This window comes from Micromonospora sp. NPDC023966 (genome assembly GCF_040639095.1).
Lineage (GTDB): Bacteria > Actinomycetota > Actinomycetes > Mycobacteriales > Micromonosporaceae > Micromonospora.
This window is the reverse complement of sequence record NZ_JBEZZJ010000047.1, coordinates 26980-46699: the sequence shown is the minus strand read 5'-3', so window position 1 is coordinate 46699 and position 19720 is coordinate 26980. Positions and strand designations below refer to the sequence as shown.

Here is a 19720-nt window from a genome sequence, read left to right as displayed (position 1 = left end):
GGAGACCACCGACACCAACGACCTGCCAGCGCTCAGCGCCTAACAACAACGAAGAATCACGCTCAACCGCAAACACCACGTCCAAGGACTTGACCAGCGATTGGCCACGTACCGGCCGAGCCAGACGGGCCGCCCTATGACCAGCAACGAGCATGTTGCGGCAGGGCTCCACTGGCAGCTCGTTGTCGCCTTCCCCGAACTCATGCCTAGCCGAGCATTCGAGGCGCGGATGCGAGCCCTATCCGCGATGGCTGAACGACACGGTGGCCGCTTCGCCGGCTCCTCGATCGGCTAGCCGAACTAGAAGCACCGGGCCGCAACGGGGCTGCATGAGACGCGGTCAGGCGTCAGGTGCCGGGGCAGCAAGAAGGCAGCGTGAGCGTCAGTGCGGGTTGACCCCGAACGTGAACCGACGACGCCCGGCACCTGCTCGTTGACGCGGGCCGCCACCAACTGGCAGCGGCCGAGAGCATGAAACCGCATCCCCCCCGACGGGGTTCGTCCCTTTGCTCGGCGGGGTCTCGCCGCAGGTTACGGCGACTCTGTCAGGTTGACCGGGTGCGAAACAGGACCACCGCCGCAGCGAGAAGACAGCCCAGGTGACAAGTCACGGCGCCGAGGAGAAAGGGGAAGTACCACCACCCGTAGAGGTCATGGGTGTATTGCTGACGGGCGAGATCGATCGGCCCGACGAGCGGCGTGCCGAGGACGATCACGATGATCAGCGTCACGGCCGGCAGTGCCATCCCGATGTGCTCGCTGTGGTAGGCCCATCCCCTGAGCAGGTAGCCCAGCGCCGCGGTGGTGAGGGAGAGGGCGACCAGGGCGCACCCGAGCAGGAACGGCAGCACCGACTGGTCACCGGCCTCGCCGGTGAAGGGCAACGCGCGGTCCTGCGACACCGCCGACGCGAGGATTTCGTCCGTCCGGGCGACGAGCACTCCGCTCACCGCTGCCGTCGTGCCGGCCAGGACGGTCGCCAGCCAGACCAGCCCGAGGCCCACCTTGCGGGCACGGTGGGTGGGCTGAGGGGACGCCGGTACGGTGACGGGCACCGATCGACGCTAACAGGACGGTGTGGGAGCCCTGATCACGTGCGGTCCGGGTCGAGCCCGTTCCCCCGGCGTTGGTCCGGTTCGCCCCGCCACCGCTCGACTAGGGAAGCCGGAAGCAGCGGGTCGTGACATCAGTGGTTGACATCAACGGTGACGGCCGAGGCTGGACCAGCGCGGACTGGTCCTGCCTCCAACCTGAACGCAGTGGACCTCAGCGGACGCTGCGACCCTTGCCGAAAGCGCCTTACAAGCGAGGGGCCAGAGCGGGCAGCGGCGCCGGATCAGCCAGCCTTCGGACTGGTCAGGGTGCGGGGGTGTGGTGTCGGTGATCCGGGAGGCGGCGGCGTGGACGGCGGATTCCAGGTCGTCGACGGTGATACCGGGAGGCGGCGGCACCAATGCGTCCGGGTCGTCGGGGTCGACGCCGTCGAGGCGTAGCACGGCGTGGAAGTGCACGGCGGCGCGGCGTTGCGCCTCGGCGACCTCGCCGTGGGAGAACCGCACGGGCGGCATCCAATGGACCTTGCCGGAAGTGGCAACGACCCGAATGAAGGGGATGCCGCGCTTCCGGCAGAGGGCGGCGAGGTGACGTTCGATGGCCTGCTCAATGCGCCGCCACAGCTCGCCGGAGAAGTGGTTCCAGACGACGTGATGGTCGTGGTCGTAGCAGTCCAGACACAACGCCCGGTCGAGCCGCGGATCGTGGGCGTCGTGGCGGCGAAGCAGAGGTGGAGACCCGCGCAGGTGAATGCCACCCGGGTGTGCCATACGTCAGGGCGGGCGCCGCGCGAGCGAACGCCAACATGATTCACACTATCCTCCGGGCCATGACTTTGATCTCACCGGATGGGCGCGGCGTCGGCTCCGCCCTAGACCCCTCGGCGGAGCAGATCCGGGACATGGGTGCGCGCGCCGTCGAGTGGGTCGCCGCTTACCACGACTCGATCCGGGACCTGCCCATCGCCCCGCGAACCACCGCTGCCGCGCTGAAGGAACTGCTCGCCGAGCCGCTGCCCGTCGAGGGCCGTGACTTCACCGACCTGCTCACGGTCTTCCGTGACGTGGTCGTGCCCGGCAGCCGGCACAACGGGCATCCCCGCTTCTTCGGGTACGTCTCGGCGCCGGGCACCGCGGTCGCCGCGGTTGCCGACTTCCTCGCATCGGCGCTGAACGCGAACCTCACCGCGTGGCGGTCGGCACCGGCTCCCGCCGAGCTGGAGCACGTAACCATCGACTGGATCAAGGAGGCCCTCGGCTGCGACCCGAGGGCCGGCGGCCTATTGATGAGCGGCGGATCGATGGCCAACTTCACCGCGCTCGCCGCCGCACGACACCGCCACTGCGGCGACGCGGTCGCCACCAACGGTGCGGCCGCCCATCCCGTGCCGCTGCGGGTCTACGCCTCCACCGAGACCCACCACTCGATCCACAAGGCCGCCGCGCTGCTCGGCATCGGGCGGGCGAACGTCCGCGAGATCCCGGTGGACGCCCGCTTCCGGATGGACGTCGACGCCCTCGTCCGCGCCATCGAGGAGGACCGGGCCGCCGGGGCGGAACCCTTCTGCGTCGTGGCCAACGCCGGCACCGTCGTCACCGGCGCGGTCGACCCGCTCACCAAGATCGCGGCGGTCGCGCGGCGGTACAAGCTCTGGATGCACGTCGACGGCTGCTATGGCGGGTTCGCGCGGCTCGCTCCCGCGGCCCGTCCGCTCTTTGACGGCATCTCGGAGGCCGACTCGATCGCCCTCGACCCGCACAAGTGGCTCTACCTGCCTGGGGACTGCGGCTGCCTCATTTACCGCGACCCCGAGGCGGCGCGGCCCGCCTTCAGCCTGGACGCCGACTACACCCGGATCATGCAGACCGAGCCGGCCGAGGCATTCGCCTTCTGGGACTACGGCCCGGACCTGTCCCGGCGATTCCGCGCGCTCAAGGTCTGGATGGCGCTGGCGCACGCCGGTTCGCGCGCTGTGGGCGACGCGATCGAGGGCAACCTCGACTGCGCCCGTCATCTGGCCGAGCTCGTCGACGCCAGCGCCGACTTCGAGCTGCTCGCCCCGGTCGAACTATCCATCTTCTGCTTCCGCTACCTGCCGCCGAACGCGCGTGCTGGCTCCCGGTCGCAGGCCGACGAGGAGGAACTCGACCGCCTCAACGAACGGATCATGGTGGCACTGCAGCAGGCCGGCAGCTCGTACCTGTCGAACGCGACCATCAATGGCCGCTTCGCGCTGCGCGGCTGCGTCCTCAACTACCGCACCACCCGCCACGACATGGAGGTCCTGCTTGACGATGTGCGCCGCGCTGCCGAGCAGGCGCGCTGACGACGACCCCAGGTCAGCCTCCGCCGCGGTTAAGGGCTGGCATGAATTCGTAATCCGTGCGGGGACCGCCTGCGAAAGTCAGGCAGCCAAGGCTGGGCTGGTCCCATCGGGCTCGGAATGGGGGAGCGCCGCGGCCTGCGCCCCACCTTGCCCGACCGTCACCTGGACCGGATCGGGAATCTGGCGGCTCCGCCTTGAAACTGACCCCGTGGTTTGCGCATTGAAACCGCGACCCGCGAGATATCGCCTATCTGTGTCCAGATCTGTCAGGCGTGCGCTGTCGTCTGCGCAAAGTTCAGCCGAGACGAAAAGATGATGCGGTGCGCCGAGCAGTGCCGCCGGTGCGCCGACTCGTGCACCCAGATGGCCGCCGTCGCCGTCTGAGCCGTTCCGCGAGTTCGATCTGGAGTCGGCCGAAGGCGCCGTAACGGCACTAACTGAGCGCAGCGGTGCCGGGATGGCCGAGGGTGGAGGCAGCGGAGAGCAGCAAATTGTCAGCTCCGGGCCGTCAGATCCCATCACCCGACGGTTGTCCCCCGGTGTCCAGCGCTGCTCCTCGGCGCGGAGTGGCCCAGCGTCGACAACACGGATGCGGATCCCCACGACGGGGGTTAAGCCCGCGGCGAGCGTGCAGCGCCGAGGCGACATCCGTGGCTGACATCAACCATGGCGGCCATCGCCGGAAATGCTCGTAAAGATCTAGCCTTCGCCGCGGACATGGGGGACGTGAGCGTGGTGTCGAGCGGGAAGCCGCGCCCTGGGTGCGTGTGCCGGGTTCCAGCGGGTAAATGGTCCCCAGCATGCCGACCGTCGACGCAGCGACTAGGAGCGAGCGATGGGCACACGACACGCCACGGCCGATGACCTCGCCTCCGTAGGCCTCTCGGTCCTGCGCTCCGCGCTGGCGACGAACATCTTGTGGATCGGTGCGCTCAAGTTCAAGCAGTACGAGGTCGAAAACGACGAGCCCCTGGTCACCTCGAGTCCGCTGTTCTCGCGTTTCTGCGAGAAGTTGGGCGCCCAAAAGCTCAACCGACTCATCGGGGTCACGGAGATCACCGTGGGCTCTCTGATCGCCGCGAAGCCGCTTGCGCCCAGAGCGTCGGCGATCGGTAGCATCGGGGCAGTCGGGATGTTCCTCACCACGCTCAGTTTCCTGGCCACGACGCCCGAAGCTCGGCAGGAAGGGCGACGGTGCTCCTCGGTGCCGCTCTCCTTACAGCTGCCGAGTCGCTGCGCGCCGCTCGCTACCGATAATCCGCGACAGGGCGCATTCGGTGCCCTGGACGCGGAGGACCATGACAGCGCCGCCGCAGTATCTTCCACACTTCATCCTGGGGAAGCCGTTCGATCCCGCTGTGCGGTAGACGATCGTGTCGTTGCGGTTGTCGGCCAAGCGGACCCGGTGAGCATCGGTGGCTGCTCATCCGCCGTTCGGCCCGGTCCGGCGAGGTGCCAATGACGTCCGATCGCCCGCGGAACACGAACCGCGCATCTCGCCACGGGCGTCGGCGCGGCACTACCTACTGCGGCGTGCCCAGCAGTTCCGCTTTGGCGCCGCGGCGAACCAGCCACAGGGTTGGCGGCCAAGCGGCAAAAAAGCCGATGACCGACCCAATCTGGACAAAGAGCCAGAACACCGGACTACTAGGCTGCACGGTCTCGTGGAAAACCAGAAACTCCATCACCGCCAGCCAACCTAATAGGGCGAACTCGAAGACGGACACGCTCAGCAGGTCTCCCACGAGAAACCTCCGCATCGCGGCCCACGCCCTTCGGCCACCCATGTCAGCCTCAGCGGAGTAGCGGAATGCAAGGCCTACCGCCACTGCGGCTACGTAATCGCCGATAAATTCGGGCCACAATCTCTTGCCGAACATCTCGAGGCCGAAGCCGAAGACGACAAGAGTAGCAATGATGGCACCCAGAACGCAGTGCGTCGCGCAATGTAGGATTTCGATTACCGTGACAGCATGTCGCGGCCTCTTGGGCGGGGTGCGATGCCGCTCCAGCCATCGGGGAGACTGAGGTCTGCCCCACTGTCGGTAGGTCAGGACGGCTGCTGGGCCAAAGTAGAGGGCGGTTGCCGGCCAGACAATCTCCATGATCTTGACCGGCTGACGATATCGAAGAACAAACTGGTCAATAACGATGACGACGGCGCTGGCAAAGCCGACAGAGAGCGCAGCCCACGAGAGCACCACGAGCCATGTTTGTTGCAGAACCATCTCCTTTTCGCGCTAGGGCACTCAATGCAATGCCGGTGACGGGTGCGGCTCCCCACCGGCGCGGTCTCGGCACAGAGCACGGTCACCGCGAGCGGCCGCCCGCATTCCACCACGCCGACGTACGTCCGCCGGGTCAGTTGTGTGAAGCCCGTCGTCGCGCCCAGCATGCCGGGAACGCGGTCCAGCAGACTGTTGTCGTTGGCGATCTGTACGGGCCGTCCAGTACGGGCCTGGGAACCCGCACCAGAGTGCTGCGCCGGGACCACGGCGATGGCCAAGTGATTAGCGGGCGGCCCCGCCGCTCATCGCGATGTCGCCGTTAAGGCCGGAGGGGTAGAAGCCGCCGGAGTTCGCCGGGCTTGCGTTGAGGTACACGATATTCAGGACCGACTGGGCCGAGCGGCCGTAGGCCATGCCGTTGGCGTCCGTGGGAATGAGGTTCGCCTCGGCGCTGGTGCCGATACCCTGGTCGTCGTCGACCGGCCCGTCGAGACTGTTGCGGGCGTCGGAGAGCTTCTGCACGCCCGCGAAGACGGCATCGTCGATCATGCCTTCGTTGTAGAGCGCGGAGCGGACGATCCCGGCGTGGTACGCCTCCGTGGCGAGCAGACCCGCGGCAGCGTCCAGATACGTCTTGTTGGACAGCAGCGGTGCCGCTCCTTTGAAAGCGGAGACGCCGACGTCCTCGAACAGGAACGCGGCGAACAGGAAGTTGAGATCGTTGGCGTACGGGTCGAAAATCTCTCCCGACTTGATGAGCCCGGCCGCGGTGGCCGCCGCGGTGAAGCTCGTGTCAAGAGAGATCGCCGGTCGGGAAACGGCGTGCTCCCCGAGGGCAGACCGCAGGAAGGCCACATGCTGCCGCTCGTCCGAGGCGATCTCCCGCGCGAACTTGCGCACTACCGAGTTGCTGAAGTTGACCATGCTCCCACCGGTCACCTCACCCCGGGTGCCGGTACCGGTGGTCATCTCGTCAGGCAGTCCCTGCCCCGTCGTGGCGCGAAGGTAGAACTCGGCCTCGAGGTATTCGAGGTTGAGGGCGAAGTTCAGGATCGTCGCGTCACTCGGCCCCGAGCCGTCCGGCGATCGCTCGGCGGGATTCGTCGGGTCCGTCATCGACGCGAGCTTCCGTCGATCGTCATCCGACTCCGCGCTGCGCGAAACCGCCTCTTTGATGAACTTCTTTACCATGGAAGTCGGCCCCCGTTCCGATCCACGACACGCTGGGTACTCCATCGATATGTCCCGGCGTGCCGCACGCTACTGCCGTCGGCGCTCACGCTAGTTCGTGGCTGTCTCGGCCGTGCTCCTTCCCCGAACCGTCATCCGCGCGAGGTGCACGGCGGGGATGGTCGCACCACGGCGCAGGCCAACCAAGAGCGATGACAGATGGAACCGAAGACGATCGCGAACTTGCCCTGCGACGCGGGATCCGCCGTGCCGGGAACCCGCCGCCGCCAGGGGGTCAGTTTTCACGCGTCCGCCAGCTTCCGCTGCCGTCCGTGGCATGGCTGTTCCATTGGCGGTGGCGCTCGTTTCTGTCGGATCCGCTCGCTCGGATGGCTGTACTTCCGCGGTACCCGTTGCCGCGGTCCGACGGGGCCCCGCACGAGATCACCCTCGCTGGCCGGCTTGGCTGACGGGTGGCGTCGCGAGCTTCAGGCTGTGGCGGTGGTAGAACCTGTGCGCGGCCGGCGGCTCAGTGACCAGGAGGGGCACAGCTGCTGAGGATCACCCGTCGTGGTACCGGTTCAGCAGTTCGATTACGGCGGGCAATGGTCGTGCTCATTTCGGCCGGAAGGAAGAACTTCAGCTTCTCGATGCGATTGAGCCTCCGCATTCACGGGCGGGCTGTTTGTCAGGGGTCAAGGAGTCGACGAGGACCAGATCCCGGACAACCTTCGGTTCAACCGTCAAATTTCCTGCCCCCGATCTGGGCGGGGTGTGGGCGCAAACTGGGAGCCGATAGGCCTCGCTGTCCCGGGCCAGCGCTGACACGAGCCGATCCGCTAGGCCTGGCTGCGTGCGCCTGGTGGACTACCTGCGGGACGAGCACGGCCGCGGTCGACGGGCAGCGTCTGGGACTGCCCCGGCTGGAAGCGGCCGAGCGTCAACGGCTCCGTCACTGGTTCGGTTTCAGTATCGCCCACCATTAATATGGGCAGGTAGGAAGCCCGTCGCCGGAACCTCCGGGCTCCGGCGGCAGATCCGCGCACCTGATCTCGGTGAGGAACGGTCATCGGCAGATGCCTCCTCGAATGTCATCGAGGCTCTCTCTTGTGACCGAGAAGGTGCGCGAGTTGCTCCGTCGTGGATGAGGCCTTCGCCCCGACAACGGGCGCGTCGTACATGACTCCTCGGAGCCGGTCGGGGATGGCGGCTGAAGCATAGGAGAGGCAGCGATCGGCAATGCCGTTCGGTGCATCGCTCGGCTGGCCGGTGGCCACCGCCAAGTCCCATCCATGCGTGATCGTCTCGACGGTAAAGCCGCGTGCCGCTTCCGCAGCCGTGCAGGGCCCCCAAGGCGCGATGACCCCGTCAACAGCCGCCAGCGGCGACCACGCCTCTCGGATCGAGGCCGCCAACGTTGCATACGTGGAGGCGAGTTCCGCATCTGCGACGTTGGTGATCACGTGCGGGATGCCCCGTGTCGGGATGCCCCGGGCGGTGCCGAGTCCACGGTGTGCGGTGCCGATGAGGTGACCCAGCAGCCCTCGAACATCGAAATCTACGCAGGGAGTGCGGGCTTCGAGGTGCTCACTCCGCACCTGTGTCATCAGCTGGGTTACCCAGCCGAGAGCATCGAAGTAGTCCTGCCGTTGCCGCGCCATGGTCACGCGATCACGATAGTGCCGATCATCAGGAGGGAGGCATCCTATTCGGCACGTCCGGACGGCAACCGGGCCAGCTCGCCGTGACGCTGCATAGCACGCGGCCCGCTGCAGATCCGTGCGACTCCTTGTGTGGTTGTTGCGTCGGCTGCCACTGCCGTCTCGCTCGGCGGTTCCGCTCGTCGTGGTGCCGTGAGCAGACTGTAGGCCGTTGGCGGCCGGTCAGGTCGGTGTGTATCGGAGGGTGTCCGCGACCGGGCGCCGGGCGGCGGCCGTGGCCGGGATGGCGGTGAGTGCGGCGATGGCGAGCAGGACTCCCAGCCCGGCGGCGAACAGCCAGGAATCGGGCGGGTAACGGACCTCGCCGCGGCCGACGGCCAGGTACAGCCCCATGCCGGCCGGGATCCCGGCGAGGACGCCGGGTATCGCGGGAAGCAGCTGCGCGACCGTCATGCCCACGGTCACCTGTGCGGGTGTGGCGCCGAGTGTGCGGGCGACGGCCAGGGGGTGGCGGGCGTCGAGGACCGCCGTCCAGGCGCTCACGATGGCGTTGATGAGCGCGAGGACGCACAGTACGACGATGACGAGGAACATGGCCTGGCTGGTCCGCGCGTCCCGCGGCCTGGGCAGCTCGACGTCGCCGAGCGGGATCAGCTGGTCCTGCGCCTGAGCCATGAGCACGGCGACGAGCGTGGTCGTGGTGACCAGGCTGTTCACCATGACGAGCCGGGCGCGACGTGGCCGGCGGGCGTTGATGCGTACTCCGATCAGTAGGGCGCTGGGCAGCCGGCGGGACAGCCAGACGCGCCACCGGCGGCGCCGCGGCGGCGTGGCGGCGTCGGCCAGCGCGTGAACCGTGTCGGTGGTGGTGGCGCGCACCACGGGCGCCAGGGCCGCCGCGGCGGCGATGGCGAGGGCGAGGACGGTGCCGGCGACCACTGTGCGTAGCGCGGGCGGGTGGACGCCGACGGCGCCGAGGAGCCCTGCGCCGGGGTTGGTCAGCGGGGGAGCGGCGAGCCAGCCGACGGCCAGGCCGGTGCCGGCGGCGGCGAGCCCGATCACGAGGTACTCGGCGAGGTGGACGGCGGCCACCATTGCCGGTCCGGCGCCGACGGCCTTGAGCAGCCCTACCCGGCGGCGCTGGCCGCTGATGCGGCCGGCGACGATGCTGGCGACGCTGGCCACCGCGAGGGCGGTGAGCAGCCAGCTGCCGATGAGCAGGGCCTCGTGTGCGCCTTCGACCAGCCTGCCGTCCTGGTAGGCGATCTCTTTCCAGCTGGTGTATTCGATCCCGGCGTCGCGCTTGTGGGTGAACGAGGTGCTGGCCCGCGGGTCCGCGTATCTCAGGTTCAGGGTGAACGACAACGGCCGTGCGCCGGCCAGCGCGCCGATCTGGCTACGGTCGACCCAGACCAGGCCGGCGTTTTCGGTCAAGGGGCTGCCCGCATCAGCGCGCCAGTCGGCACTCGGGTACACGGCCCTAGCGGCGGTGACCGCTGTCCCGACCACCCGCAGCGGGTGGCCGTTGATGTCGACGGTGTCGCCGACGTGTACGCCGACGGCGTTGGCGAAGGTGGGCTCGATGACCACACCGCCGGGGCGTACCCAGGTGCCGGCGGTCACCGCGGGCCGGTCGAGCGCCGCCGGGGAGTTGTCCCGGCCCTCGACGACCGCGTGCACGGTCTTGCCGTGTGCGGTCAGCATCAGATAAGCGATCGGGTACGGTCCGCTGTGTGCGGTGACACCGGGTGCGGTGGCCAGCGGCGCGAGGGCGGCCAGGGCCTCCGGGCCCGTCCCCCCCGGCATCGCCACCACGTCGGGGCCCGCGGTGGCGGCCCGGGTCCGCTCGTACGGCTGGGCGAGAGCATTGTTCAGGGCGAGGCCGAGGGTCAGCGTGCCGGTCGCGGCGCTGATGGCGAGCAGCAGCAGTACGGTCTCGGTGCGCCGCCGGCGCAGGTCCCGCACCAGCAGCCGACACACGAGCAACAGACGCCCGGCCACCTCAGCGCCACCCGCCGTAGACCGTGCCCGTGCCGCCGGTGGTACCGGCGAGCAGGCTGTCGTCGGCGAACGACCCGTCACGCATGGAGATCACCCGGTCGGCGACCGCGGCGATGCGCGCGTCGTGGGTGACCACCACCAGAGTCTGCCCCGCCGTACGCAGCTCCTCGAACAACCGCAGCACCTCCAGGGTGGCGGCGCTGTCCAGGTTCCCGGTGGGCTCGTCAGCCAGCACGACCAGCGGCTCGTTGCTCAACGCGCGGGCGATCGCGACCCGCTGGCGCTGGCCGCCGGACAATGCCGACGGCAGGTGCCTGGCACGGTCGGCGAGCCCCACCCGGTCCAGCAGAGTCAAGGCGCGCTGCCGAGCCCGGCGCGGCGACTGTCCGGCCAGCAACGCGGCCAGCTCGACGTTCTCTACCGCGGTCAACTCGTCCATGAGGTGGAACGACTGGAAGACGAAACCGACGTGTTGCCGCCGCAGCCGGGCCAGGCCGCGCTCGCTCATCCCGTCGATCCGATGCTCGGCCAGCCAGATCTCGCCGTCGGTCGGGCGTTGCAGCCCGCCCAGCAGGTGCAACAGGGTCGACTTGCCGCAGCCGCTGGGACCCATGATCGCGAGCGTCTGCCCGGCGGGCACCTCCAGGTCGACCTCGTCGACTGCGCGGACCAGTGCAGTTCCCCGGCCGTACCACCTGGTCACCGCGCGCGCCCGTAGCAGCGCCGCCCCGATCATGCGGTACCACCGGGCATGCCCTCGCGGCCCTCGCTCCGCTCGGTCATCGGTTCCCCTTCTGTTCAGTCCGGTCGCGTTCGGTCCACATCCGTTCGCACGCTTCCAGCCACTCCAGGTCGGCCCGTAGCCGCAGCACGACCCCTTCCAACAACAATCCGACGACCGGATCCACCGACCGCTCCAACGCAGCCCGCTGGGTATCCCGCAGCCGGCGCAGCAACTCGCGCCGCTGCGCATCGACCAGAGCCAGCGGATCGGCCAGCCGGGCGGCAGCGGCGGCCACCAGCTTGAGATGGAACTCGCTGAGGTCCGGCTTCGGCCAACTCACCTCGGCCAGCCACGTGGCAACCCGCTGCTGCCCCGCCGAAGTCAACGCGTACACCCGCCGGTCCGGCCGATCCGGCAGTCCCTCGGCCCGCTCCGAGGTCACCAGCCCCGCCTTGGCCAGCCGGGCCAGCGTCACGTAGATCTGCCCGGCGTTCATCGCCTCGCCGAGCGGGCCGAGCGCGCCACGAATCCGGCTACGCAACTCGTAGCCGTACGCCGGCTCCTTCGCCAGCATCGCCAGCACCACGTCCTGCACCCAGCACACCTCCGTAGATCAACAATAGATAACCGCTATCCATGACGCTGTCAAATCGGACGGGGCGGGCGCAGCAAACAGAGCCGGCCGCCTACCTCAATGTGTCCTGGGGTGTGCTAGAGACGGCGAGGATCACAGCCCTCGCTGATCAACGACGCCACGTGCACGCACATCGGCAGAGTCGGGCGGTAGCGACTGGTGGGCGCGCGGTCAGCGGCAGATCCGTCTGCGCGATCATGGTCTGCAAATACATGACGGTCACGAGGGTTTCGCTCGCGCGGATCGATGGTGGCCTTGCCCAAGGCGGCGCCACCACGTGAGTCGCGGCTATCGTGCTCCGCATGCGCGTTCCCGGTTGGCTCGACGACACCCGGACTTCTTACGACACCGTGGCGGTCAGCTACGCCGACCTGCTGCGGGACGCCCTCGCCGGCGAGCCTTTTCAGCGGGGCATCCTGGCGCTCTTCGCCGAGCTGGTGCATGCCCAGGGTCCCGGGCCGGTCGCCGATGTCGGCTGCGGTCCGGGCCGGATCACCGCCTACCTGCAAGGCATCGGCCTGGACGCGTTCGGCGTCGACCTGTCGCCCGCGATGATCGACGTGGCTCGGCGGGACCATCCCGGCCTGCGATTCGAGGTTGGCTCCATGACGGCTCTCGAACTGACTGATGGTTCCTTGACCGGCCTGCTCGCGTGGTTCTCGCTGATCCACGTCCCCGACGATGAGGTTCCCACGGTCATCGCCGAGTTCTTTCGGGTGCTGCGGCCTGGCGGGGCCCTGCTGCTCGGCTTTTATGCCGGTGACAGCAGCAAGCTCAAGACGGAGGGCTACGGCGGCCACCCAATGAATGTCTACGTGCACCGTCGTTCACCGGGCCGGGTCGCGGCCTGGCTGGACGCTGCCGGCTTCACTGTTGAGGCGGAGATGTTGCATCGCCCGGCCCCGAACGTCGACGGTGGCTTCGTCTTCGCCCATCGGTGAGGAGGCGATGAGCCAACTCTGAGCGGCGAGCGATCCAGACGGCCTGTCAACGAATCGGCCGAACTGGCGGCTCGCCGGACGCAAAGTGACTGCCTTTGCACTTCAGCTTCCGTCTGGCGTCGCCGGCGGCATGCCGAGCGGACGGTGGCCTCGGCACAGTGGCGGAGGACTTCACGATCAGGGTGAGCCGGGACCAAACGTTGCGAGTAGCCGGGAGGGGTCTAACCTCCGGCTTTCACAGATCTGGACGTAACAGTCTCACCGTGAACGCTCTTGGTCAGGGGACCATCGACGGCCGGGCTCCCGCCATCTGCCACGGCATGACTCATGGACTGCCGACGCGCGCGGTGCAGACGACGCCATCGAGTGCCCAGGCGCACCGTCGCTGCGCCCAGCAGGGTCGCGGCGGCCAGTGGCAGCCACAGCGCCGCCGCACCCAGGCTGAGCAGACCGGTGATGATGATGGGATCGACGGCCCGGGCCAGGCCGTAGCTGAGCTGCCAGCGGGCGAGCGCGCGCCCCATCAGGTGTGGCGGTGCTGACTCGATCACCAGCGGCACGCTGCTGCCGGTATAGAGAATTTCACCCAGCGTGTAAGGCACGATGACCAGCGCGACGAGCACAGTGCCGGGGCCGCCGCCGGTCGCCCCGCCGAGCCAGAAGGCGAGGTAGGAGGCGGCGAGCAACAGGCCGGACCAGAAGAGCACGATGCGGTGCGGCCACTTCGCGAGGCGCACTACCACAACCAGCTGCAGCGCAATCACCATGACGGTGTTGGCGACGAAGATGCCCGAGGGCCACGCCAGCGACGCGTGCAGGCCCTGCACCAGCAGCAGCGGCAGGGCGATCTCGATGATGTCGGCGTAAAACGCGTACGGAATGCCGGCCAGGGCCAGGACGTTAACGGTGCGTAGGCCGGCACCGCGCGCTTCCTTCGTTGCCGCAGCCAGGGCGGGGGCCGGAACATCTTGATGGGGCAGCGGCACCCGGGCGATCACTGCCGCGCCGAACGCGCACCCGAGCGCCGTCGCCAGCGCGAGCCAGCGAAGCACCTCCGGCCCGCTCGCGACCAGAACCGTGCCGAGCAGGGCGCCGACGCCCAGGCCGGCGTTGCGCAGCGAGCGGCCCGCGGCCAGCGCCGCCGCACGCTGGGCCGGGCCGGCCAGCGCGGCGACCAGCGCGGAATTGGTGGGTGGAGCGATCTGCGTGCCGACGCCGATGAGCACCGCACCGATCGCGAATCCGGCGGTGCCGGGCACCAGGGCGAGCAGGAGCGACCCCACCCCTCGCACCAGTAGCGCGGCGACGGCGGGGGCCCGCCGCGCTCCGCGGTCGATCCACCATCCGGCGAGCGGGACGGCGCCGAGTCCGGCCAGCATGCCGACGGTCAGCGTCATACCGGCCTGCCATGCGCTGAGCCCGATCAGGACGGCGTAGATCACGATGAACGGGCGCAGCATCCCGGAGGTCGCTGCCTCTACTGTGGCGCTGAGCGCGTAGCGGCCGCCGCCCGGGATGCGGACCAGCTCACGAAGCGTCGTACGGGTGGTCGTCACGGCTCCGATCGTCCGGCCGTACGACTGCGAAGGGACGCAGGTTGGCCAGCGTCGTCAATTCATGCCTCGTCGATTGACAAACGACGTCAATCGGTCTGCCCGGGCGCGGACCCCTGCCATGATCGGTACTGTGGTTACCTCGGTCGACATCGCCGGCGTACCGGCCGATCGGATCCGGATAACGCCGTCGCCGCTCGCGGAGCTCGGCGCGGTGCTGCACGTGCTCGCGGAGCCGCAGCATCATCCGGACACCGCCGCGGCGGTTGCGATGATGGCGGCTGCCCTTCCCGCAGAGCTGGCTCCAGACCTCGAGGAATTCGGTCTGCTCTGGCAGTCCGGCCGGGCCGACTTTCTGTTCCCGCCCGATCCACGGCCGAGCCTGCGCGAGGAACTGGACGACGTCGACCGCCTGGACGACGAGCGCTGGGTCGCTGCGGCGCTCGCCGCCCATCGGGCCGTCTCACCGGCGCCGCGAATGTGGTCGCCGCTGCGTGACCCGATCGTGCGGCAGCGGGCGCTGGCCGCGGCCCGTGCCCGAGGGCCGCGGCAGGCGGCGTGGGCCGAGCGGGTGCTCGCCGATCCGGCCGCCGAGCGCGAGCGGGTACGACGCTTTCTGCTCGCCTGCGAGTCCGCCTTCTTCGGCACGGTCTGGAAACGCGTCCGCCCAGCGCTCGCCGAGGAAGCCGACCATCGACGCTTCGACCTGGCCCGCGAGGGTATCGGCGCCCTCGGCCGGATCTCGCACGCAATCGGGGTCGACACCGCGCGCGGCATTCTGACGATCGACAAGCTGCAGGACCAGACCGCAGACGGTCGCGGCGGCGGGATGACGCTCATCCCGAGCGCGTACGGCGCACCGCATATGACCGTCGTGTACGCGCCCGGCTGGCTGCCCGTGCTGCAGTACCCGGCACCGGGCTGGGACCCGCGCCCAGTGTTGCGGGTGGACGAGCTGGATGCTCGACTGACCGCGCTTGCGCACCCGCTGCGGCTACGTTTCTGCCGCACGCTCGCCCGAGGTCCGCACACGACCGGCGAGCTGGCCGACTTCTGGCGGGTGACGGCGCCGGAGGTGTCCAGGCACCTCGCGGTACTAAAGGCGGCCGGGCTGCTGATCTCGGCGCGCCGCGGCCGCTACGTGACGTACCGCCTGGACATGGAGGCCTGCACCGGCCTGGGGCAGCAACTGGTGGACGTCCTCGGGCGCTGAACAGCCAGGACGCGTAGGCGGGCAGGATGACGAGGTCGACGTTGCTCATTGCTCCCACCTGAGGGATCCGGGGCACAAGCCGGCCCCGACCTGCTGGCGGCCTCCGGCCAGCGTTGGCCGGCCGGCCACGCACAACAGGGGAGCTGCGTGTCAGATCCGTGCCAGGTCGGTAGGTCACGTTGGGTGATTGACGGGGACTGGCGGGAGAGCGACCGCGTCGCCGGAGGTCACGACCGCGTTGGCCAGGACGATTCGAGAGATCTCCTTGGCAGTGTGGGAGTCGGGCGACGGCTATCGACGGTTGCGGTGACAGCAACGATCCGCGACGAGCGCGGCCGCCGGCGGTCGGGTTCGAAACCTGCCGCGCCCACCACACACCACCAGCAGGAACCGCGCCGAGAAGATCATTCCGCGAGGCGGTGACAGCAATGGTGACAGCAGTAGCGGTCACGACAGTCGTCCGTCGAGCTTCCCGGGCGCCTGCCGCATGACATCAAGGTTGGCGTGCGAGTGGATCTTGAGGGTGATCGTCAGGTCGGCGTGCCGGGCGATGGCCTGGACGACGTGCGGCGGGCCGCCCAGCTCCATCAGCAGAGACATGACGGTGTGCCGTAGGTTGTGCAGTCGGACGTCCGGGCAGCCGGCCGAGCCGCCGGCCGTGTGATCCGACAGCTGATGTGGACAGATCCAGCAAGCCAGGGGCGACAGGATGGCCGCCGAGGCAAGGTCCTGTCATGCCGAGATGCATGGGTTCCTCGACAGTCCGGCTGACCAAGCGAAAGCGATTGTGGCCGGCGTTGCGGACCCGTGGCGGTCACTCGAACGTCAGGCGAGCGTTCCAGGCACCGCTCCAGCCACCCCGCCATACTGCGAGTCCAGGGTAGGTGAACAGGCATCCCACTCCGACGCCCCAATCAAGATCACTGCACCAGAGGGTGGGATCGGTCAGAGTGTCGCGCAGACCGTCTACGCCGATGACCATGAATTCGTCGCTGGCAGCCTCGGAGTAGCGGCGTACCTCGATCAAGCCATCGCGGACGAAGGGCAGCAACGCTGCCAGATGCCGATCGACCCAATCCAAGCGCTGCCTGGCGTCCAGCTCAGCCGGCGGGCCGTCCCAGATACCGAACGGCCCGGTCAGCATCCCGCTAGCCTCGGCGGCGCAGACCAGGACCTCGCGCTGACCTACGTCCAACTCGTCCCAGCGAAGAAGATCGCCGCCGTCTGCCGTGGGGTATGCCTCGTCGAACCACTGCTCCCGGACGAACCGAGGGGCGGACAACCGGAACTGGGATGGTAGATGCGGTGACCAGAGCCAGTTTTCCGCCTTCGCGAGGACCGCGCGCAAGCCGCTGCCCTCCACCGCCATGTCGGAGACGGAGGGAGCCAGGCCGGCCGACTCGTGGACGGTCAGCAGGCCATGGTCGACGAGATCCGTGGTCACCGCGGCGAGCAGCGGCACCAACATGCGCTGCTCGTGCTCGGTATAGCTGCGCGGCGGGGGCGCCCCATCGGCCCCCGCCCAGCGCAGATCCACCCCGTAGACCTGCACCGTCCCGGCGAGCCAGCTGTCCGACATCGCACGACGCAGCAAGGTCTGCTGAGCGGGTGTGAACGAGCCCCACGAGTGCATGACCCCTCGCCTTCCTCCCCGACCGCCAGCCACTAGCGCCGACCATCACCGAACTGCCAGCCGGAGGGCTCGGTGGCCGATACTAATCTGTCGCCATCAGCGCGCTGAGGTGTCGCAGATCAGTTGGCGGACGAGTGTCGCGCATCAGTCGACGGAGGACAGCCGAGCCGCCGGCCGATGTCGGGTCTCAGGACGTCCGTGACAGATCAGTCTCGGGACGTGGGTGACACGTCCGGCTAGACGATCTTGTTACTGGGCTGGGTAGCGGATCTGCTCGGTCGTCGGAACTACCGGCGGGCCCAGCCGGCGAGTTCTCTGGCTGTGGTGGGGTCGGGGTGTTGGGCCAGGGCGTTGCAGAGGATGAGGAAGTCGTCCACGGTGCCGGTGAGCTGGCCGAGCCAGTCGGGGAGGAGGTAGTTCACGACGGCGTTGTGGAGGTGGTCGAGGTGGTCGAGGCCGATGGTCAGGAGATCGTGGGCTGTGGTGGTGGCGCGTGCGACGAGTCGGGTGCCGTGAATGTCGTTGCGGCGTAGCAGGGCCAGGCAGGTCGCTTCGACGACGGCGGTGTTGCCGCGGTCGAGGAGGAGCCGCTGGAGGATGTCGGCGATGTCGTCTTGGTTGGCCCACGCGGCGAGTTGTTGTCCTGCGGCGGCCCGGGTTGACCAGTCCGGGCTGTTGGCGGCCGTGATTGTTCCCTGAGGTGGGGCAGGGGCCTGCATGGGCTCAGACTTCCACAGGGGGTTGTGCTGTGGGGGTCCGCCGGGCTGGTTCCGGCTTGCGGGCCTTGAACCGGGCGATGTCCTTGGCGGTGGTGCGGGCGACTTCGGTGACGAGCTGGTCGCCGTCGTGGACGCGGAAGGTGGTGTCGGCGGCTTCGACGGTCAAGGTTGATCCGGCGTGGGCGATGCCGACGTGGATGCGTTCCCCGGCGATGACCAGGGATCCGCGGCAGCTGACCCCGCGAACGCCCCGGCAGCTGGCGCGGACAGCGGGAAGCCCGGAGGGCCGCCGCAGAGCGATAGGCCGTTGGGTGGGCAGTTGGTGCGCCGGCAGCCGGCCGGGGCGCGGAGTGTGCGGGGCCGCCCCTCCAGGGTCAAAGGCGCTTCGCGTCGCTGCGCGACGGCCCTGCGGGCCGCCCCTGACCCCGGAGCCTCTGCGACCCCTCGGTCCGGCGTTGCCGGCAGGCCAGGGGCCTGCCCGGGGTACACGCGCCGCATCCCCACCACGGCCTCATCCCGTTGTCAGCCAGCCTCGTTACCGCGTCAATAAACGCTTGACGTCACGCGCCGGTTTTACATCGGCTTCGGCTCCCTCTGTCATTGCGACGACTTGCGCCGGCCGAAGCCATGCGACCACTGGATAGCGAGCATGCCTGCGCCCGTCAGCAGCCAGACTACGAACCCCCAGTGCAGCAGCAGCCCGACGCCCGCTACGAGGTAGAGCGCCCAGCCGACGAGAGCAGATAACCTGCGGAGGCGGGCGTGCGTCACGACGCGATCCTAGGTCAGTCAGCCCAAGGGGAACTACCGCGTTGAGCCGTTCCCGTCGCGTGCCCGATCAAGCGGTCAGCAGCAGTCAACAACGGCGAATCCTCGGGACGAGAGGACGCCACCGCAGGTCGCTGGGCGCGCCAAAACGGCAGGTCCGACGACCCCGCCGCAAACGGTCAATGCAGCACTGACGGTGGGGCAGAGGTCGACGGAGCGGCTTCTGGTCCGGGAGCATGTAGCCGTGAGTTTTGATCTCATGGTCCTGGCCATCGAGCCTTCCGCGACGGCAGACGATGCGCGGCAGATGGCCGATCACTGCACCGGCATGGAACACCTTGACGGCGAACTTGACCAGCGCATCGTCGCCTTCTACGAGGAACTGCGTGAGCGCTTCCCAGATCACCCGCCGTACGACCCGGAGTCGCCCTGGATGTCCGCCCCTCTCGCTGTCGGCATCGACCACGTGAGCATGAACATCAGCTACTCGCCGAGGGGCAGCGAGGCGATAGACGTCGTCCTGGACCTGGCGGAGCGGCACGGCCTGGTCATCTACGACCCTCAGAGTGACGAGGTCACCGGCTTGCCTGGAGACTAGGAGGGTCCCGGCGGGACCGGCGCGCCGTGAGAGGCGCGAGGACGAGGACGGCAACGCCAAGTGCGGTGGCGCCGAGGGCCCACCACCAGAAGAATCCGGAAAAGACCGAGGCGATGAGAAGCCCCATGCCAAGGCCGGCCAGCAGGCCGAGTCCGAACAAGGCCCGTGGGGGCAGGGCGAGGTACGGCAGACGCCGTACCACGAGCACTTCCAGCCAGGTGCCGCCCAACGCCAGCAGTGCCGCACCTACCCCGTCTACGGCGGATAGTCCGTGGCCTTCGCTGACCGGCACGAGGACTCGACCCTCGTCACCGGCGGGGACGAAGAGGACGAGCACGCCGGCGACGATGAGCAGAGCGGCGACTGCTACCTGGGTGCGTGGCGCACCACCGATATCGTGAGACATCGCTTCAGTCTTGGTCATCCGGCAGTTCCTCGGCAGGAGCCGAATCGCCGAACATCGACGGGCCGACGGTGATCGCCGCATCGTGAGCCCGC

19 protein-coding genes and 2 pseudogenes are annotated in these 19720 nt (G+C 68.7%); 5 read left to right on the top strand and 16 right to left on the bottom strand.

What is annotated here, in order from left to right:
- Nucleotides 1–545: 545 nt before the first annotated feature.
- Both AB0F68_RS32795 and AB0F68_RS32790 read right to left on the bottom strand, forming a co-directional pair.
- Complete coding sequence (locus AB0F68_RS32795; RefSeq protein WP_357345333.1) at nucleotides 546–1004, bottom strand: hypothetical protein; 459 nt, start codon at nucleotides 1002–1004, stop codon at nucleotides 546–548.
- Between the two features lie 336 nt (nucleotides 1005–1340).
- A pseudogene (locus tag AB0F68_RS32790) lies at nucleotides 1341–1772 on the bottom strand (replication initiator); the annotation flags it as partial.
- A 110-nt stretch (nucleotides 1773–1882) separates the two neighbouring features.
- Here AB0F68_RS32790 and AB0F68_RS32785 point away from each other — a divergent pair.
- Together AB0F68_RS32785 and AB0F68_RS32780 are read left to right on the top strand one after the other, a co-directional pair.
- Nucleotides 1883–3379: an aminotransferase class I/II-fold pyridoxal phosphate-dependent enzyme gene (locus AB0F68_RS32785; protein ID WP_357345331.1), complete on the top strand. Its 1497-nt coding sequence runs from the start codon at nucleotides 1883–1885 to the stop codon at nucleotides 3377–3379.
- An 835-nt stretch (nucleotides 3380–4214) separates the two neighbouring features.
- On the top strand, nucleotides 4215–4841 hold the full coding sequence (locus AB0F68_RS32780) for a DUF417 family protein (protein WP_357345329.1): 627 nt from the start codon (nucleotides 4215–4217) through the stop codon (nucleotides 4839–4841).
- A gap of 61 nt (nucleotides 4842–4902) precedes the next feature.
- On the opposite strand, the gene AB0F68_RS32775 is transcribed toward AB0F68_RS32780, so the two are convergent.
- The 7 genes and pseudogenes from AB0F68_RS32775 to AB0F68_RS32745 all read right to left on the bottom strand — a co-directional run bounded on the left by AB0F68_RS32775 (nucleotide 4903) and on the right by AB0F68_RS32745 (nucleotide 11758).
- Nucleotides 4903–5607: a DUF4396 domain-containing protein gene (locus AB0F68_RS32775; protein ID WP_357345327.1), complete on the bottom strand. Its 705-nt coding sequence runs from the start codon at nucleotides 5605–5607 to the stop codon at nucleotides 4903–4905.
- A gap of 47 nt (nucleotides 5608–5654) precedes the next feature.
- Nucleotides 5655–5804: pseudogene (locus AB0F68_RS32770) on the bottom strand (D-alanyl-D-alanine carboxypeptidase); the annotation flags it as partial.
- Between the two features lie 85 nt (nucleotides 5805–5889).
- On the bottom strand, nucleotides 5890–6798 hold the full coding sequence (locus AB0F68_RS32765) for a ferritin-like domain-containing protein (protein ID WP_357345325.1): 909 nt from the start codon (nucleotides 6796–6798) through the stop codon (nucleotides 5890–5892).
- Nucleotides 6799–7868: 1070 nt separating this feature from the next.
- A complete protein-coding gene (locus AB0F68_RS32760) occupies nucleotides 7869–8438 on the bottom strand; it encodes a TIGR03086 family metal-binding protein (RefSeq protein WP_357345335.1) in 570 nt (189 codons plus the stop codon).
- Between the two features lie 222 nt (nucleotides 8439–8660).
- Complete coding sequence (locus AB0F68_RS32755) at nucleotides 8661–10439, bottom strand: FtsX-like permease family protein (protein ID WP_357345323.1); 1779 nt, start codon at nucleotides 10437–10439, stop codon at nucleotides 8661–8663.
- Nucleotide 10440: 1 nt separating this feature from the next.
- Nucleotides 10441–11175, bottom strand: a complete 735-nt coding sequence (locus tag AB0F68_RS32750; protein WP_357345321.1) for an ABC transporter ATP-binding protein — start codon at nucleotides 11173–11175, stop codon at nucleotides 10441–10443.
- 43 nt (nucleotides 11176–11218) lie between these two features.
- Nucleotides 11219–11758, bottom strand: coding sequence for a PadR family transcriptional regulator (locus AB0F68_RS32745; protein WP_357345319.1), 540 nt, complete (start codon nucleotides 11756–11758; stop codon nucleotides 11219–11221).
- 341 nt (nucleotides 11759–12099) lie between these two features.
- Between AB0F68_RS32745 and AB0F68_RS32740 the strand changes: the two genes are divergently transcribed.
- A complete protein-coding gene (locus AB0F68_RS32740; protein WP_357345317.1) occupies nucleotides 12100–12738 on the top strand; it encodes a class I SAM-dependent methyltransferase in 639 nt (212 codons plus the stop codon).
- Between the two features lie 221 nt (nucleotides 12739–12959).
- On the opposite strand, the gene AB0F68_RS32735 is transcribed toward AB0F68_RS32740, so the two are convergent.
- Complete coding sequence (locus AB0F68_RS32735; protein WP_357345315.1) at nucleotides 12960–14294, bottom strand: MFS transporter; 1335 nt, start codon at nucleotides 14292–14294, stop codon at nucleotides 12960–12962.
- Nucleotides 14295–14412: 118 nt separating this feature from the next.
- Here AB0F68_RS32735 and AB0F68_RS32730 point away from each other — a divergent pair, with 118 nt between their 5' ends.
- The gene (locus AB0F68_RS32730) at nucleotides 14413–15504 is read left to right on the top strand and encodes a DUF5937 family protein (protein WP_357345314.1); all 1092 of its coding nucleotides are present in this window, start codon (nucleotides 14413–14415) and stop codon (nucleotides 15502–15504) included.
- Nucleotides 15505–15951: 447 nt separating this feature from the next.
- On the opposite strand, the gene AB0F68_RS32725 is transcribed toward AB0F68_RS32730, so the two are convergent.
- The 5 genes from AB0F68_RS32725 to AB0F68_RS32705 form a co-directional block, all read right to left on the bottom strand.
- Nucleotides 15952–16104 carry a hypothetical protein gene (locus tag AB0F68_RS32725; RefSeq protein WP_357345311.1) on the bottom strand — a complete coding sequence of 51 codons (153 nt, stop codon included), beginning with the start codon at nucleotides 16102–16104 and terminating at the stop codon, nucleotides 15952–15954.
- A 214-nt stretch (nucleotides 16105–16318) separates the two neighbouring features.
- Nucleotides 16319–17137 carry a hypothetical protein gene (locus AB0F68_RS32720; RefSeq protein ID WP_357345309.1) on the bottom strand — a complete coding sequence of 273 codons (819 nt, stop codon included), beginning with the start codon at nucleotides 17135–17137 and terminating at the stop codon, nucleotides 16319–16321.
- 287 nt (nucleotides 17138–17424) lie between these two features.
- Nucleotides 17425–17856 (bottom strand): hypothetical protein, encoded by a 432-nt coding sequence (locus AB0F68_RS32715; RefSeq protein WP_357345307.1) that lies wholly within the window; start codon nucleotides 17854–17856, stop codon nucleotides 17425–17427.
- Between the two features lie 4 nt (nucleotides 17857–17860).
- On the bottom strand, nucleotides 17861–18022 hold the full coding sequence (locus AB0F68_RS32710; RefSeq protein WP_357345305.1) for a hypothetical protein: 162 nt from the start codon (nucleotides 18020–18022) through the stop codon (nucleotides 17861–17863).
- Between the two features lie 431 nt (nucleotides 18023–18453).
- Nucleotides 18454–18627 carry a hypothetical protein gene (locus tag AB0F68_RS32705; protein ID WP_357345303.1) on the bottom strand — a complete coding sequence of 58 codons (174 nt, stop codon included), beginning with the start codon at nucleotides 18625–18627 and terminating at the stop codon, nucleotides 18454–18456.
- Between the two features lie 241 nt (nucleotides 18628–18868).
- Here AB0F68_RS32705 and AB0F68_RS32700 point away from each other — a divergent pair, with 241 nt between their 5' ends.
- The gene (locus AB0F68_RS32700; protein ID WP_357345301.1) at nucleotides 18869–19222 is read left to right on the top strand and encodes a hypothetical protein; all 354 of its coding nucleotides are present in this window, start codon (nucleotides 18869–18871) and stop codon (nucleotides 19220–19222) included.
- Here the strand turns inward: AB0F68_RS32700 and AB0F68_RS32695 are convergent.
- Nucleotides 19200–19646 carry a hypothetical protein gene (locus tag AB0F68_RS32695; RefSeq protein ID WP_357345299.1) on the bottom strand — a complete coding sequence of 149 codons (447 nt, stop codon included), beginning with the start codon at nucleotides 19644–19646 and terminating at the stop codon, nucleotides 19200–19202. The two genes, AB0F68_RS32700 and AB0F68_RS32695, sit on opposite strands and share 23 nt — an antisense overlap.
- Between the last annotated feature and the right edge of the window lie 74 nt (nucleotides 19647–19720).

Bases quoted from the DNA above. Each gene is read 5' to 3' on its own strand.
- AB0F68_RS32785 (WP_357345331.1), top strand. From the start codon at position 1,883: ATGACTTTGATCTCACCGGATGGGCGCGGCGTCGGCTCCGCCCTAGAC.
- AB0F68_RS32780 (WP_357345329.1), top strand. From the start codon at position 4,215: ATGGGCACACGACACGCCACGGCCGATGACCTCGCCTCCGTAGGCCTC.
- AB0F68_RS32775 (WP_357345327.1), bottom strand. From the start codon at position 5,607: ATGGTTCTGCAACAAACATGGCTCGTGGTGCTCTCGTGGGCTGCGCTC.
- AB0F68_RS32765 (WP_357345325.1), bottom strand. From the start codon at position 6,798: ATGGTAAAGAAGTTCATCAAAGAGGCGGTTTCGCGCAGCGCGGAGTCG.
- AB0F68_RS32760 (WP_357345335.1), bottom strand. From the start codon at position 8,438: ATGGCGCGGCAACGGCAGGACTACTTCGATGCTCTCGGCTGGGTAACC.
- AB0F68_RS32750 (WP_357345321.1), bottom strand. From the start codon at position 11,175: ATGATCGGGGCGGCGCTGCTACGGGCGCGCGCGGTGACCAGGTGGTAC.
- AB0F68_RS32740 (WP_357345317.1), top strand. From the start codon at position 12,100: ATGCGCGTTCCCGGTTGGCTCGACGACACCCGGACTTCTTACGACACC.
- AB0F68_RS32730 (WP_357345314.1), top strand. From the start codon at position 14,413: ATGATCGGTACTGTGGTTACCTCGGTCGACATCGCCGGCGTACCGGCC.
- AB0F68_RS32725 (WP_357345311.1), bottom strand. From the start codon at position 16,104: ATGTCTCTGCTGATGGAGCTGGGCGGCCCGCCGCACGTCGTCCAGGCC.
- AB0F68_RS32720 (WP_357345309.1), bottom strand. From the start codon at position 17,137: ATGCACTCGTGGGGCTCGTTCACACCCGCTCAGCAGACCTTGCTGCGT.
- AB0F68_RS32715 (WP_357345307.1), bottom strand. From the start codon at position 17,856: ATGCAGGCCCCTGCCCCACCTCAGGGAACAATCACGGCCGCCAACAGC.
- AB0F68_RS32695 (WP_357345299.1), bottom strand. From the start codon at position 19,646: ATGACCAAGACTGAAGCGATGTCTCACGATATCGGTGGTGCGCCACGC.